The 13,189-nt window shown below is 65.4% G+C and carries 15 protein-coding genes; 12 read left to right on the top strand and 3 right to left on the bottom strand.

Annotated features, from left to right (window positions below):
* Positions 1 to 9 precede the first annotated feature (9 nt).
* The 9 genes from phnG (at position 10) to VCS63_RS29325 (ending at position 6,948) form a co-directional block, all read left to right on the top strand.
* Positions 10 to 480, top strand: a complete 471-nt coding sequence (gene phnG, locus VCS63_RS29365) for a phosphonate C-P lyase system protein PhnG (RefSeq protein ID WP_042794769.1) — start codon at positions 10 to 12, stop codon at positions 478 to 480.
* Position 481: 1 nt separating this feature from the next.
* The gene (gene phnH, locus VCS63_RS29360; RefSeq protein ID WP_063643317.1) at positions 482 to 1,099 is read left to right on the top strand and encodes a phosphonate C-P lyase system protein PhnH; all 618 of its coding nucleotides are present in this window, start codon (positions 482 to 484) and stop codon (positions 1,097 to 1,099) included.
* Position 1,100: 1 nt separating this feature from the next.
* Positions 1,101 to 2,216 (top strand): carbon-phosphorus lyase complex subunit PhnI, encoded by a 1,116-nt coding sequence (locus VCS63_RS29355; RefSeq protein ID WP_063643315.1) that lies wholly within the window; start codon positions 1,101 to 1,103, stop codon positions 2,214 to 2,216.
* The gene (locus tag VCS63_RS29350; protein WP_063643311.1) at positions 2,213 to 3,106 is read left to right on the top strand and encodes an alpha-D-ribose 1-methylphosphonate 5-phosphate C-P-lyase PhnJ; all 894 of its coding nucleotides are present in this window, start codon (positions 2,213 to 2,215) and stop codon (positions 3,104 to 3,106) included. The genes VCS63_RS29355 and VCS63_RS29350 overlap by 4 nt, the downstream gene beginning before the upstream one ends.
* Positions 3,103 to 3,879: a phosphonate C-P lyase system protein PhnK gene (gene phnK / locus VCS63_RS29345; protein WP_063961585.1), complete on the top strand. Its 777-nt coding sequence runs from the start codon at positions 3,103 to 3,105 to the stop codon at positions 3,877 to 3,879. Before VCS63_RS29350 ends, phnK begins: the two co-directional genes overlap by 4 nt.
* A 2-nt stretch (positions 3,880 to 3,881) precedes the next feature.
* On the top strand, positions 3,882 to 4,604 hold the full coding sequence (gene phnL / locus VCS63_RS29340; RefSeq protein WP_063643306.1) for a phosphonate C-P lyase system protein PhnL: 723 nt from the start codon (positions 3,882 to 3,884) through the stop codon (positions 4,602 to 4,604).
* Positions 4,604 to 5,809, top strand: a complete 1,206-nt coding sequence (locus VCS63_RS29335) for an alpha-D-ribose 1-methylphosphonate 5-triphosphate diphosphatase (RefSeq protein ID WP_042794763.1) — start codon at positions 4,604 to 4,606, stop codon at positions 5,807 to 5,809. The genes phnL and VCS63_RS29335 overlap by 1 nt, the downstream gene beginning before the upstream one ends.
* A gap of 21 nt (positions 5,810 to 5,830) precedes the next feature.
* Positions 5,831 to 6,373, top strand: a complete 543-nt coding sequence (locus VCS63_RS29330) for an MOSC domain-containing protein (RefSeq protein ID WP_149065425.1) — start codon at positions 5,831 to 5,833, stop codon at positions 6,371 to 6,373.
* A 140-nt stretch (positions 6,374 to 6,513) separates the two neighbouring features.
* Positions 6,514 to 6,948: a hypothetical protein gene (locus VCS63_RS29325; protein ID WP_042797275.1), complete on the top strand. Its 435-nt coding sequence runs from the start codon at positions 6,514 to 6,516 to the stop codon at positions 6,946 to 6,948.
* Positions 6,949 to 6,964: 16 nt separating this feature from the next.
* Here the strand turns inward: VCS63_RS29325 and VCS63_RS29320 are convergent, their stop codons facing one another.
* A complete protein-coding gene (locus VCS63_RS29320) occupies positions 6,965 to 7,357 on the bottom strand; it encodes a hypothetical protein (protein ID WP_232033805.1) in 393 nt (130 codons plus the stop codon).
* Positions 7,358 to 7,505: 148 nt separating this feature from the next.
* The gene (locus VCS63_RS29315) at positions 7,506 to 8,801 is read right to left on the bottom strand and encodes a dicarboxylate/amino acid:cation symporter (RefSeq protein ID WP_088607809.1); all 1,296 of its coding nucleotides are present in this window, start codon (positions 8,799 to 8,801) and stop codon (positions 7,506 to 7,508) included.
* A 358-nt stretch (positions 8,802 to 9,159) separates the two neighbouring features.
* Between VCS63_RS29315 and VCS63_RS29310 the strand changes: the two genes are divergently transcribed.
* Both VCS63_RS29310 and fba read left to right on the top strand, forming a co-directional pair.
* Positions 9,160 to 10,059: an SMP-30/gluconolactonase/LRE family protein gene (locus tag VCS63_RS29310; protein WP_149063976.1), complete on the top strand. Its 900-nt coding sequence runs from the start codon at positions 9,160 to 9,162 to the stop codon at positions 10,057 to 10,059.
* Positions 10,060 to 10,263: 204 nt separating this feature from the next.
* On the top strand, positions 10,264 to 11,328 hold the full coding sequence (gene fba / locus VCS63_RS29305; RefSeq protein WP_042794761.1) for a class II fructose-bisphosphate aldolase: 1,065 nt from the start codon (positions 10,264 to 10,266) through the stop codon (positions 11,326 to 11,328).
* 105 nt (positions 11,329 to 11,433) lie between these two features.
* On the opposite strand, the gene VCS63_RS29300 is transcribed toward fba, so the two are convergent.
* Positions 11,434 to 11,889, bottom strand: coding sequence for a GFA family protein (locus VCS63_RS29300; RefSeq protein WP_042794760.1), 456 nt, complete (start codon positions 11,887 to 11,889; stop codon positions 11,434 to 11,436).
* 259 nt (positions 11,890 to 12,148) lie between these two features.
* Here VCS63_RS29300 and VCS63_RS29295 point away from each other — a divergent pair, with 259 nt between their 5' ends.
* Positions 12,149 to 13,030, top strand: coding sequence for a phosphoribosylaminoimidazolesuccinocarboxamide synthase (locus VCS63_RS29295; RefSeq protein WP_323881890.1), 882 nt, complete (start codon positions 12,149 to 12,151; stop codon positions 13,028 to 13,030).
* Positions 13,031 to 13,189: the final 159 nt, after the last annotated feature.

The following is a 13,189-nucleotide window of genomic DNA, read 5'->3' as shown; positions in this document are numbered from 1 at the left end:
GAGGAAAAAATGGATCACCCGAAGACAGGGCAGGATGCGGCGAACGCCCGGCGCGCCGCCTGGATGCGCGTGCTGGCGCTGGCCGACCCGGCCGCGCTGGACGGCGCTTTTAGCGCGCTGGCGGGCAAACCCGAGCACCAGACTCTGCGCCCCGCGCAGACCGGCATGGCCATGGTGCGCGCCCGCAGCGGCGGCACCGGCGCCCGCTTCAACCTGGGCGAAATGACCGTGACACGTTGCGCGGTGACGATGGGCGAGGGCGTGGTCGGCGTGGCGTACGTACAGGGCCGCTCGCAGCGCCACGCCGAACAGGCCGCCGTGGCCGACGCGCTCCTGCAATTGCCGGAATGGCACGACACGGTACAGGCGCAGTTGATCCAGCCGTTGGCGCGCCAGCATGCCGAACGGATCGAGCGCCAGGCCCGCGTGGCCGCGCAGACCAAGGTGGAATTCTTCACGATGGTACGAGGCGAGGACTGACATGCAGCAACAGATAACTGCCGCCGCGGCCTCGGGCCGGGCTCTGCTTGCGGGTTTCGCGGATCCCGTCGGCGATGCGCAGGCCACGTTCCGCGCCGCGCTCAATGCGATGGCGCATCCGGGACGCATCCATGACATCATGGCCGCGCCGGGCGTTCCCGCGGGCCTCTCTCCCGCCATGACCGCAATGCTGCTGACGCTGGTGGACGTGGACACGCCGCTTTGGCTGCCGGAGACCGTCAGCGCGGATGCGATCGCGTTCCTGCGCTTTCACTGTGGTTGCCCCATCGTGCCCTCGCCATCGCTGGCGCGCTTTGCGGCGGTGCCCGCTGGCGGCAAAGCGCCCGCGCTGTCGGCCTGCCACCAGGGCGATCCTGCCTATCCCGATTTGTCGACCACCTTGCTGATCGAGGTCGAATCGCTATCGGCGGGCGAGCCCGCGATTCTCAGCGGCCCAGGCATCAAGGGCCAGCAGACCCTCGCCGCGTCAGGTCTGCCCGAAGGCTTCTGGCGCGAATGGCGTATCAATCATCAACGGTTTCCGCTGGGCGTCGATGTGTTCCTGACGCAGGAACGGCGGATTTGCGCGTTGCCGCGCAGCACCCGCAGGGAGAACTGACATGTACGTAGCCGTCAAAGGGGGCGAACGCGCCATCCTCAATTCCTACCGCATGCTGGACGACTACCGGCGCGGCGATCGTGAAGTGCCCGAGCTGAGCCTGGACCAGATCCGTGAACAGATGCCGCTGGCGGTATCGCGGGTCATGGCGGAGGGCTCGCTCTACGATCCGCAGCTTGCGGCGCTGGCGATCAAACAGGCTGCGGGCGATGTGATCGAAGCGGTGTTCCTGCTGCGCGCCTACCGCACCACCTTGTCGCGCTTCGGCTACACGCAGCCTGTCGACACCGGCCGCATGCGTTTGCAGCGGCGCATTTCGTCCACGTTCAAGGACGTGCCTGGCGGCCAGATCCTGGGGCCGACTTATGACTATACCCAGCGGCTGCTGGACTTTTCGCTGGAAGCGCAGCGCGAGGCCGATGCCTTGCCTGCGGGCGACGAGGCGCTGGACAGTGCGATGCCGCGCGTCACCGATCTGCTGGCGCATGACGACCTGATTGATGCGGAGCCCGTGCCCGAGGGCGATCCAGAACCGTTCGACCTGACCCGGCAACCACTGGACTTTCCGGCATCGCGCGCGGCCCGCTTGCAGAACCTGGCGCGCGCAGACGAAGGTTTCCTGCTGTCCATGGGCTACTCGACCCAACGTGGCTACGGCAACACCCACCCGTTCGCCGCCGAGATCCGCTACGGCTCGCTGGAAGTGGATATGCACATCGAGGAACTTGGATTCGCCGTCACTGTAGGCGAAATCGAAGTCACCGAATGCCAGATGGTCAGCCAATTTGCCGGCTCCGCCGCGGAAGGCCCGAAGTTCACCCGGGGTTACGGACTGACTTTCGGCTATGGCGAGCGCAAGTCCATGTCGATGGCGCTTGTGGACCGCGCGCTCAAGGCGCGCGACCTGGGCGAGCGCGCGGATTCCCCGGCCAATGACCACGAGTTCGTGCTCTACCACAGCGACAACGTCGAAGCCTCCGGCTTTGTGCAGCACTTGAAGCTGCCGCACTACGTGGACTTCCAGGCCAATCTGGAACTATTGCGGCGCATGCGCGCCGAACGCGCCGCGCCCGAGGCCGCGCGCAACGATCTGATGGACGAGGCCGTTTCCTCATGACTACGCAACATGCAACGGTCGCACGCGACGACCATTACAACTTCGCCTATCTGGACGAATCCACCAAGCGCATGCTGCGCCGCGCTCTGCTCAAGGCGGTTGCCATCCCCGGCTATCAGGTGCCTTTCGGCAGCCGCGAAATGCCTTTGCCCTATGGCTGGGGAACCGGAGGCATCCAGGTCACGGCGTCCATCATCGGTTCCGACGACGTGCTCAAAGTGATAGACCAGGGATCGGACGACACGACCAACGCAATCAACATCCGCCGCTTCTTCGGCCGCGTCACGGGCGTGGCGACGACGGAATCCACCCCGGCGGCCACTATCGTCCAGACGCGCCACCGCATTCCGGAGACGCCGCTGGCGGAGGGGCAGATCATGGTGTTCCAGGTGCCCATTCCCGAACCGCTGCGCTGGCTGGAGCCAAGTGAAACCGAAACGCGCACCATGCATGCGCTGGCCGAATACGGCGGCATGCACGTCAAGCTGTACGAAGATATCGCCCAGCACGGCCATATCGCTACCACCTACGACTATCCGGTCATCGTGAACGGCCGCTACATGATGCGGCCTTCGCCCATCCCCAAGTTCGACAATCCCAAGCTGGACGGCAGTCCCGCCCTGATGCTGTTTGGCGCGGGCCGCGAGAAGCGGGTCTACGCCGTGCCGCCCTACACCGAGGTGAAAAGCCTGGACTTCGAGGATCACCCGTTCCGGGTGGAGACCTGGAGCGAATGCTGCGACCTGTGCGGATCGCGGGAGAGCTATCTGGATGAAATCATCCTGGACGACGCGGGCACGCGCCGCTTCGTCTGCTCGGACACTGAATATTGCAATGCGCGCCAGCTGGGGCAGGGCGTAAATCCATCCACCGACGAGGCCACGGCATGAACGCCCAACCTTTGCTTTCCGTGCGCAACATGACGCGCACCTGGGACGGCGTGCACGGCTGCCGCGACGTCAACTTCGATCTGTATCCCGGTGAAGTGCTGTGCGTGGTCGGCGAATCCGGCTCCGGCAAGAGCACGCTGCTGTCGGCCGTGTCGTACCAGACACGGCCCGACGCGGGCAGCGTCTGGTACGACACGCGTGACCAGGGCTTTATCGACCTGGCCGCGCTGCCGGGCGCGCGCCTGCGATTGCTGTCGCGCACCGACTGGGGCTTTGTGCGGCAGAACGCCAGGGACGGCCTGCGGATGCAGGTCAGCGCGGGCGCCAATATCGCGGAACGCCTGATGGCCGTGGGCGACCGGCACTACGGCGACCTGCGCCAGGCCGCCGGCAACTGGCTGCAGAAGATGGAGATCGACGCGGGCCGGCTGGACGACAGGCCCACCGCATTTTCGGGCGGCATGCAGCAGCGCTTGCAGATCGCCCGCAACCTGGTGACGCATCCCCGCCTGGTGTTCATGGATGAGCCCACGGCCTCGCTTGACGTGTCGGTGCAGGCGCGCCTGCTGGACTTGCTGCGCCAGTTGGTGGCGGACTTGGGCCTGGCCGCGATCGTCGTCACCCACGACCTGGCCGTGGCGCGCCTGCTGGCGCACAGGACCCTGGTCATGCGCGGTGGCGAGGTGGTGGAAAGCGGCCTGACCGACCAGATCCTCGACGACCCGCAGCATCCCTACACCCAGTTGCTGGTGTCTTCCATTTTGCAGAGCTGACCATGCGCGAAAAGACTCCCATGATCGAGGTGCGGGGCCTCGGAAAGATGTTCACCCTGCACAACCAGGGCGGCATGCGCCTGCCCGTGCTGGAATCGGTGGACTTCGACGCGTCCGCTGGCGACTGCCTGGTGCTGGCGGGCCCGTCGGGCACCGGCAAGAGCACATTGCTGCGCTGCCTGTACGGCAACTATCTGGCGACCGAGGGCAGCATCCGGGTGCGTTGGAACGATGAGTGGGTGGAGCTGGCGGGCGCGCCCGAACAGCGCATCCTGGCACTGCGCCGCGAGGTGATCGGCTACGTCAGCCAGTTCCTGCGCGTGATTCCGCGCGTGTCCGCGCTGGACGTGGTGGCCGAACCCTTGCGCGCGGCGGGCGTGGACGTCGATGAGGCACGGGCCCGCGCCGCCGAGCTGCTGCAACGTTTGAATGTCCCCCCGCGCCTGTGGGGCCTGGCTCCCGCCACCTTTTCAGGCGGCGAGCAGCAGCGCGTGAACATCGCGCGCGGCTTCATCGCCCGCCATCCCATCCTGCTGCTGGACGAGCCCACAGCCTCTCTGGATGCGGACAATCGCCAGGTGGTGATCGCGCTGATCCGCGAGGCCATGGCCGAGGGCCGTTGCCTGCTGGGCATCTTCCACGATGCCGAAGTGCGCGATGCCGTCGCTACGCAGATCCTGGCATTGCGTCCCGCCCAACCCGCCCTGGCCGATCTGGAGCAATGATGCAGAGCACCTATCTCACCCATGCCCGCGTGGTCCTGCAAGACCGCGTCCTCGAGGACAGCGCCGTGCTGATCGACGACGGCCGCATCGTCGCCATCGAGCCGGCCGGCGCGCGCGCGGACCGCGAGATCGATCTTGGCGGCCAGACCCTGCTGCCGGGTTTGATCGACCTGCATTGCGACGCCATCGAAAAGGAAGCCGAGCCGCGTTCGCGTGTGCTGTTTCCACTGGATTTCGCGGTGGCCCAGGTGGATCGCCGCAACGCCGCGGCCGGCATCACCACGCCTTATCACGCGCTGTCGTTCGCAAACAGCGAATGGGGCGTGCGCAATAACCAGACGGCGGCGGAAGTGGTGCGCACCCTGCGGGCCTTTCGTCAGCACAGCCTGGTCGACAATCGCGTCCACTGCCGGTATGAAGTCACCGACGCCACCTCGGTGGACGTGCTGCGCGCGCTGATGGACGAGGGCGCGGTGGACCTGCTGTCGGTCATGGATCATTCGCCCGGGCAGGGCCAGTTCAAGACGCTGGAGTCCTATCTGCAATACATGATGGGCAACCACGCGATGAGCCGAGAACAGGCCGAAGAAGCTGCCCAGGCCAAGACACGCGCCAAGGATGGCGCGGTGGCGCGGGTGGAGGCGCTGCTGACGCATGCGCAGGGACGGGGCATTCCCACCGCCAGCCATGATGACGATTCGATCCACCGCATCGCCACCATGCGCAACCTGGGCGTGGCCATGAGCGAATTCCCGATCACGCTGGATACCGCGCGCGCCGCGGTGTCTTGCGGCCTGCCCACCATCCTGGGCGCGCCCAATGTGCTGCGAGGCCAGAGCCAGAGCGGCTCCATGCGCGCCATCGACGCCATCCGGGCCGGCGTGGCCAGCTGCCTGTGCTCGGACTACCAGCCCTCTGCACTGATTGCGGCCGCCTTCACGGTGGCTGCGCAGACGGACCTGACGCTGCCGCAGGCGGTTGCGCTGGTCACGCTGAATCCCGCGCAGGCTTGCGGCCTTTCCGACCGCGGGCGGATCGCGCCGGGGCTGCGCGCGGACTTGGTGGCGGTGGCGCAGGTAGGGGCGCAGCCCCTGATCAGCCACACCTGGTCGGCGGGACGGCTGGTATTCTCGGCGCACTATCCGCAAGCGCACGCGCGCGCGAACGAGCAGCGGGCGCCCGAGGCGCAGGCCATGATGGCCTGAACCGGATACTGGAGAGAAATGATGCATCCCATCGTGACAGCCGTGGCCTGCAGCCCGATGCACGGGTTCAGCAAGCCGATCGTGTCCGCAATCATGCTGTTGAAGGGGCTGGGGGTGGAAGGCGACGCCCACATGGGCGTCACCGTGAAACACCGCTCCCGCGTCCGGGCGGATCCTGCCCAGCCCAATCTGCGGCAGGTCCACCTGATCCACGGCGAGCTGCACGACGAGCTGCAACTGGCCGGCTTCAACGTGGCGGAAGGCACCATGGGCGAAAACATCACCACCCGAGGCATCGACCTGTTGGGCCTGCCGCGCGGCGCGCGCCTCTGCTTCGGGGCGCAAGCGATCGTCGAGATTACCGGCCTGCGCAATCCCTGCTCACAGCTCGACAACTACCAGAAAGGGCTGACCGCCGCCGTGCTGGGCCGGCATCCTGACGGCAGCCTGATGCGCCGCGCCGGCATCATGGGCATCGTGATCGAAGGAGGGCGGGTGAGCGCGGGCGATGAGATCCGCGTGGTGCTGCCGGACTTGCCGCACCTGCCCCTGGAGCGCGTCTGAGGCCGGGTGGCGCAGCAGACGCGTTCCGTCGCAAAAACATCGCCGATATGCGCAGCCGGGACGCCGCGCATCTGGTTAAATGGCGGGAAAGGCGTGACCACGATTTCCGCGGCGCGCCGGCCCTTTTTCCGGAGCGCGCGATGGCACGATTCAATTTCACCCAAGATCCCGAGGAACCCGATCTGTGGGCCGCGGAAAACGTCGCCGCCGGCAAGGGACGCCCGCCGATCCACGTCATGGTCCAGACCGACGGCGAAGAACCCGACAGCAGCGCCTCCAAGGTGGTCAAGGCCATCATCGACGACCTCGACGACCAGATCCTGGCCGCGGCCGAGTTCCTGTTGGAAAACTACTCCTACGAGCACTACAAGAAGCTCGGCCTGGATGACAACCAGCTGCTGCAGGAAGAAACCCCGGAAGCCATGGCGCAACACGCGGTGCTGCGCGCCCTGTGGCTGTTCGATGAAGACGGCGACGGTTACGAACTGTGGTTCACGCTGCCCTGGGATCCGGTGCACACCTACGACGTGGAATTCGAGGACGGCGCGCCCGTCTCGTGCTCCGTCAACGATTAGGACCCGCCAAGAGCCGCTAGGGCCGTTGGTTTCGGTCCAGCTCGAACTTCGTCGCCTGGCTTTGGCCCAGCGAATCGTCATAGCGGTAAAGCATCTTCAGGGATTTGCCCTTGCGGACGGCGTTGGCGGCTATGTCCTCAAGCACGACGTCGATCTCGCGGCCGACGAATTCAGTGCAGTCCGTATCGGCGCGGGCGCCCTCGGGGATGTCCGCGTTCCTGACCCTGAGCCTGAACATCAATTGCGTCAGTTCCGTGCCGTCGGTGCGGTACTGGCGCATCACTACCGGCAGATTGGTCACGGTGCCGCCCAGCTCGCAGGAAATGCGGGTCCAGGCGTATGAGGCGGGCGTGGCGGACATCAGGGCCGCAGCCACCAGGGCGCAGCAGCGCAGGCTCGGGCGTTTCATGGCATGAGAACTGAGCGCGGCGCCCATGCGCGCCGCGCCGGGATAGGTCGCGAAGGGCTTATATGTTGCTCTCGGCGATGCCGCCGGTCAAGCTGGCGCAAGCCATAAAAAAACGGGCCATGCGGCCCGTTTTTCATCGCCTGTTGCTTCAGGCGTGCTGGCTCGCGGCCTGTTCCGCGGGGGCCTCGTCAGAGGCGTCCGCCGTTTCGGCCGGGACTTCGCGATTGCCTTCCAGTTTGGAGATGACGGCGGTAGCCAGGCTGTTGCCGACCACATTGGTTGCCGTGCGGCCCATATCGAAGAATTGGTCGATGCCCATGATCAGCAGCAGGCCGCCTTCCGGCAGATTGAACATCGGCAGCGTCGCTGCGACCACCACGAGCGAGGCGCGCGCCACGCCGGCCATGCCTTTGCTGGTCACCATCAGCACCAGCAGCAGCGTTAGCTGCTGGGCAAAGCTCATCTGAAGGTTGTAAGCCTGCGCAATGAACAGCACCGCGAAGGACTGATACATCATCGATCCGTCCAGATTGAACGAATAGCCCAGCGGCAGGACGAAGCCCGAGATGCGCTTGGGCACGCCGAACCGGGTCAGTGCTTCGATGGTCTTGGGATAGGCGGATTCGCTGCTGGCCGTGGAGAACGCGAGCAGTGTGGGTTCCTTGATCAGGCCCCCGAGACGGAACGCGGACTTGCCCAGGAAAAGGTAGCCCACCGCGAACAGAATGGCCCACAGAAGCGCCAGGCCCAGGTAGAACTCGCCGATCAGCTTGCCGTAGCTGACCAGCACGCCCAAGCCTTCCGTGGTGATGGCCGCGGCCATGGCCGCGAACACGCCCAGGGGCGCGAAGCGCATCACGTAGTCCGTCACGCGGAACATGATCTTGGCCAGTTCATCGATCAGGTTATAGATGGTGTTGTGGCCCTTGCCGCGGATGAACGACAGGGCGGCGCCGAAGAACAGCGAGAACACGAGGATCTGCAGGATCTCGTTGTTGGCCATGGCTTCGGCGATGCTGCGCGGGAACACGTGCGTAATGAACGCCTTGAGCGTGAAGTCGCCCGTCTTCAGGCCCGAACTCATGCCAGCGTCCGGCAGCGCAAGGTTCATGTGCGCGCCAGGCTGGAAAATATTCACCAGCGCCAAGCCCAGCAACAGCGACAAGGCCGAGGCCGCGATGAACCAGATCATGGCGCGCATCCCGATGCGGCCCACGGCGCTGGCGTCGCTCATGCTGGCCAGGCCGGTCACGAGGGTGGCGAAGACCAGGGGCGCGATGATCATCTTGATCATGCGCAGGAAGATGTCGGTGATGAGACTGAAGTACGAGGCGATCTGGGCCGCCTCCTTCTCGTTCTGCGCGTACTTGTGGCAGAAGTAGCCCACCAGGATGCCCAGCACCATGGCGATGCCGATATAACGCGTCAGCTTCTTAGTGTTCATGATCAAAACGGAAAACAGGGATCGCTTTGCCCGGCCCGCGGGCGGGCGGCGCCCGGCAAGGGGCGGGCTGGAGATCCAGAGACGGAATGCCAGGGGGTGCGCGAAAAATGCGGGTTTACCCTCGGGGCGCGATGTTAACGCCGCGCAGCTGACACGCAGTTGTCAGGTGGGGGACGGATAGCAAGCTTCCCCGGGGCAGGCGGCGATAGCAGATTTGTATCAATTTGGAACTGCTGCACTATCGGCCGCCAGCGTGCCAGAATGGACTGATCCCGACGCGCGCGGCAGCGGGCGGCGGGCAACGCGAACAACAGCGAACAACGGGCCCCCGCGCGGGGCCGCACAAGGAGACTAGGCAATGCCGAAACGCGAATTGTCCGTGCTGGCGTCCGGATATACCTATCTGGAGGGGCTGCGCTGGCACGAGAACCGTCTGTGGGCGTCGGACTTCTACTCCGAACAGGTCATTGCCGTGGACCTGGAAGGCAAGGTCGAGCAGGTTTGCAAAGTGCCGCAGCAACCGTCGGGCTTGGGGTGGCTGCCGGACGGCCGCCTCCTCATCGCTTCCATGAAGGACCGCAAGCTCCTGCGCCGCGAGGCCGACGGCACGCTGGCGGTGCACGCCGACCTGTCGGCGCTCACGGGCGGCCCGGTCAATGACATGGTCGTGGACGCGCAGGGCAGGGCCTACGTCGGCAATTTCGGTTTCGACCTGATGGCCGGCGAGCCGGTCCGCAATACCGGCATCGTGCGCGTCGACCCCGACGGCTCGATGCGCATGGTGGCCGACGGGCTGTGTTTTCCGAACGGTTCGTTCATCACGCCGGACGGCAAGACCATGATCGTCAACGAAACCTTCGGCAACCGTATTTCCGAATTCGACATCCTGGCGGACGGCGGGCTGGGGCCGCGCCGCGACTGGGCTGACTTCGGCCCGCTGCCCGCCAGCGACGACCTGGGCGTCCTGATTGCCGCCTCCGCCATCGGACCCGATGGCGGCGCGCTGGATGCGGAGGGCGCCCTGTGGGTGGCGGACGCCATCGGCAAACGCATCGTGCGCGTCGCGCGCGGCGGCAAGATCCTGGAACAGATCGACACGGGGGAATTCGGTATCTTCGCCGCCGCCCTGGGCGGACCCGACGGCCGGACCCTGTTCATGGCCGCCGCGCCGGACTTCATCGAAGCCAACCGTCGGGCCAAGCACGAGGCCCGGATCCTGATGACGCGGGTGGACGTTTCGCACGCCGGCAGGCCGTAGCCGGCATCGTCCCGGCGCCGTGTCGGCTCCGGGACGCCATCGGTCCTTTGGGGGATCGGGAAGGGGGGGCTGAGCCTTTCGTGCTCATCTGAATGGACCGGATACGGGCGGTTGCAAGACCTTTCGTCGAATCCCCCGTAAAATCTCCCCATTCAGCAAGACTTCAACCATCTTTCAATAGACAGTACCTAAGGAGGACCACTCATGGCCCTAGTCTCCATGCGCCAGTTGCTCGACCACGCCGCCGAGCACGGCTACGGCATTCCCGCTTTCAACGTCAACAACCTGGAGCAGGTCCAGGCCATCATGGAAGCCGCTGCGGAGACCGACAGCCCGGTGATCATGCAGGCTTCCGCCGGCGCGCGCAAATATGCGGGCGAAGGCTTTCTGAAGTACCTGATCCAGGCCGCCGTGGAATCCTATCCGCACATCCCCGTGGTCATGCACCAGGACCACGGCCAGTCGCCGAAGGTCTGCCAAGGCGCCATCGACCTGGGCTTTTCCAGCGTCATGATGGACGGCTCGCTCAAGGAAGACGGCAAGACCATCGCCGACTACGACTACAACGTGGAAGTGACCAAGAAGGTCGTGGACACCGCCCATAAGCTGGGCGTGACGGTCGAAGGCGAACTGGGCTGCCTGGGTTCGCTCGAAACCATGCAGGGCGACAAGGAAGACGGCCACGGCGCCGACGGCAAGCTGACCATGGACCAGCTGCTGACCGATCCGGAACAGGCCGCCGACTTCGTGCGCAAGACCCAGCTGGACGCCCTGGCCATCGCCATCGGCACCAGCCATGGCGCCTACAAGTTCACGCGCAAGCCCACCGGCGACATCCTGTCGATCTCCCGCATCAAGGAAATCCACGCCCGCCTGCCCAACACCCACCTGGTGATGCACGGCAGCTCCAGCGTGCCGCAGGAACTGCTGGCTGAGATCCGCGAATTCGGCGGCAACATGAAGGAAACCTACGGCGTGCCCGTCGAGGAAATCCAGGAAGCCATCAAGTACGGCGTGCGCAAGATCAATATCGACACCGATATCCGTTTGGCCATGACCGGCGCGATCCGCCGCTTCTTCGCCGAAAACCCGGAAAAGTTCGACCCGCGCGAATACCTGAAGCCGGCCCGCGCCGCCGCCAAGGCCATCTGTGTGGCTCGCTACACCGAATTCGGCACCGCCGGCAACGCCAGCAAGATCAAGCCGCTGCCTCTGACCGAAATCGCCGCGCAATACGCGTCGGGCAAGCTGGCCCAGGTGGTCCAGTAAGCACGTGCACGGCGCGCCGGACGCCATCGGCATCCGGCGCCTCCATGCAATGAAAGAGCGGTCCGCAAACCATGCGGACCGCTCTTTTTTTGTCTGTGCAGTGCCTCAGGGGGCGGGCGAGTTGCGTGGAAAGTGCGGCACCGTCCGGTCCACGTGGTGCCAGGACGGCGCCGATTCGGTCCAGAGGCTGGCTCGGGCGCGGAATGCCTCGGGGTCGTCCAGCGAACCGGCCCGCACGATTTCGTAGCCCATGCCTGCCGAATTGCCAAATAGCGGGGTGCCGCAGTCCGCACAGAAGCTGCGCATGACGGTATGGCCGGATTCGCCCCGGTAGCGATGCTCCTTGGCGCTGCCGCGCAACAGGGTGATGGAGCCGGTCGTGAAAATCAGGGCGTGGGCGGGGGCGCCGCCACTGGAATACTGGCAGTCGCGGCAATGACAGGTGGCTGCCATGATGGGTTCGTCCGTAATGGCGTATCGGACGGCGCCACACTGGCAACCGCCAGTGAAATGCACTTGCGCGTCGGCGTGGGCGCTGCGTTTGAGTGAAGCATCCTGCATACGACTCTGTCTCCGGGTGTGGGGCGGCGTCGTGACGCCAGAGGCGGCCGGCGCGCATCATGTTGGAGATCAGAGCCTAACCCGGCCGCCGGGCGGCGTCGAGCGGTCCGGCAAAACTGGCCTATTTGCAGTAACCTATGCGCTTTGCAGGGCCCGCGCGTGCCGCGCCAGCCTTGTCCGCGTTTCCGGATTCCGTTCTACTTCCCGCCCTGGCGCTTGCCCGAGGCGGGAATCTTCATTATTGCCATAGGCCATTCCCGTGACTTCTGCTTTGCATCAATCCAGCATCAAGTCCTTGCCGCTGCTGGGCCGCGGTAAGGTGCGCGACATGTACGCGGTGGGCGACGACAAGTTGCTGATCGTCGCGTCGGATCGTATCTCCGCGTTCGACGTGATTCTTGACGACCCCATCCCCGGCAAGGGGCAGGTGCTGACCGAACTGACCGAGTTCTGGCTGCAGAAGCTGGCCCACATCCTGCCGAACCACTCCACGGGCATCAAACCCGAAGACGTGGTGGCGCCGGACGAAGTGGATCAGGTGCGCGGCCGTGCCGTGGTGGTCAAGCGCCTCAAGCCCATCCTGGTGGAAGCGGTGGTCCGCGGCTACCTGATCGGTTCCGGCTGGAAGGACTATCAGGCCACGGGCGCCGTCTGCGGCATCAAGCTGCCCGCCGGCCTGCAGCAAGCCAGCCAATTGCCCGAACCCATTTTCACGCCCGCCGCCAAGGCTGAATTCGGCATGCACGACGAAAACGTGGACTTTGCCCACGTGGTCAAGGAAGTCGGCCAGGAAATGGCTGAACGCATCCGCGACGTGACCCTCAAGCTGTACGCCGAAGCCGCCAAGTTCGCTGCCACCAAGGGCATCATCATTGCCGATACCAAGTTCGAATTCGGCCTGGACGACGATGGCACGCTGTACCTGATGGATGAAGTGCTGACGCCGGACTCCTCGCGTTTCTGGCCGGCCGACGGCTATCGCGTGGGCATCAGCCCCCCCTCGTTCGACAAGCAGTTCGTGCGCGACTGGCTGGAAACCCAGACGTGGGACAAGACCCCGCCCGCGCCGCGCCTGCCCCAGGACGTGCTGGAAAAGACCGCCGCCAAGTATCGCGAAGCCCTGGACCGCCTGGTCGCCTGACCGCTGCCGGCCAAGGAAAACCCGCTCCTAGGGAGGGCCGGAGGAGGAAAATCCGGATCGGTTGTTTTGTGACGCGGGGTTCTGGGGTTCTTGAGCCGCCGGCGTCCGAACTGCGGGATTCCGATGCTCGCCCCAATGGGGCTGCGCTTCGGATCCCTC

This window comes from Achromobacter sp. D10 (assembly GCF_035282245.1).
GTDB lineage: Bacteria > Pseudomonadota > Gammaproteobacteria > Burkholderiales > Burkholderiaceae_B > Achromobacter > Achromobacter insolitus.
The sequence above is the reverse complement of the archived record's forward strand: the minus strand, read 5'-3'. Positions and strand labels throughout refer to the sequence as shown.

What these genes read in the sequence shown, in the direction of transcription:
- phnL (WP_063643306.1), top strand. Translation starts at nt 3,882, where the DNA reads ATGCGCGAAAAGACTCCCATGATCGAGGTGCGGGGCCTCGGAAAGATG.
- fba (WP_042794761.1), top strand. Translation starts at nt 10,264, where the DNA reads ATGGCCCTAGTCTCCATGCGCCAGTTGCTCGACCACGCCGCCGAGCAC.
- VCS63_RS29355 (WP_063643315.1), top strand. Translation starts at nt 1,101, where the DNA reads ATGTACGTAGCCGTCAAAGGGGGCGAACGCGCCATCCTCAATTCCTAC.
- VCS63_RS29320 (WP_232033805.1), bottom strand. Translation starts at nt 7,357, where the DNA reads ATGAAACGCCCGAGCCTGCGCTGCTGCGCCCTGGTGGCTGCGGCCCTG.
- phnK (WP_063961585.1), top strand. Translation starts at nt 3,103, where the DNA reads ATGAACGCCCAACCTTTGCTTTCCGTGCGCAACATGACGCGCACCTGG.
- VCS63_RS29300 (WP_042794760.1), bottom strand. Translation starts at nt 11,889, where the DNA reads ATGCAGGATGCTTCACTCAAACGCAGCGCCCACGCCGACGCGCAAGTG.
- VCS63_RS29315 (WP_088607809.1), bottom strand. Translation starts at nt 8,801, where the DNA reads ATGAACACTAAGAAGCTGACGCGTTATATCGGCATCGCCATGGTGCTG.
- VCS63_RS29350 (WP_063643311.1), top strand. Translation starts at nt 2,213, where the DNA reads ATGACTACGCAACATGCAACGGTCGCACGCGACGACCATTACAACTTC.
- VCS63_RS29325 (WP_042797275.1), top strand. Translation starts at nt 6,514, where the DNA reads ATGGCACGATTCAATTTCACCCAAGATCCCGAGGAACCCGATCTGTGG.
- phnH (WP_063643317.1), top strand. Translation starts at nt 482, where the DNA reads ATGCAGCAACAGATAACTGCCGCCGCGGCCTCGGGCCGGGCTCTGCTT.
- phnG (WP_042794769.1), top strand. Translation starts at nt 10, where the DNA reads ATGGATCACCCGAAGACAGGGCAGGATGCGGCGAACGCCCGGCGCGCC.
- VCS63_RS29335 (WP_042794763.1), top strand. Translation starts at nt 4,604, where the DNA reads ATGCAGAGCACCTATCTCACCCATGCCCGCGTGGTCCTGCAAGACCGC.
- VCS63_RS29310 (WP_149063976.1), top strand. Translation starts at nt 9,160, where the DNA reads ATGCCGAAACGCGAATTGTCCGTGCTGGCGTCCGGATATACCTATCTG.
- VCS63_RS29330 (WP_149065425.1), top strand. Translation starts at nt 5,831, where the DNA reads ATGCATCCCATCGTGACAGCCGTGGCCTGCAGCCCGATGCACGGGTTC.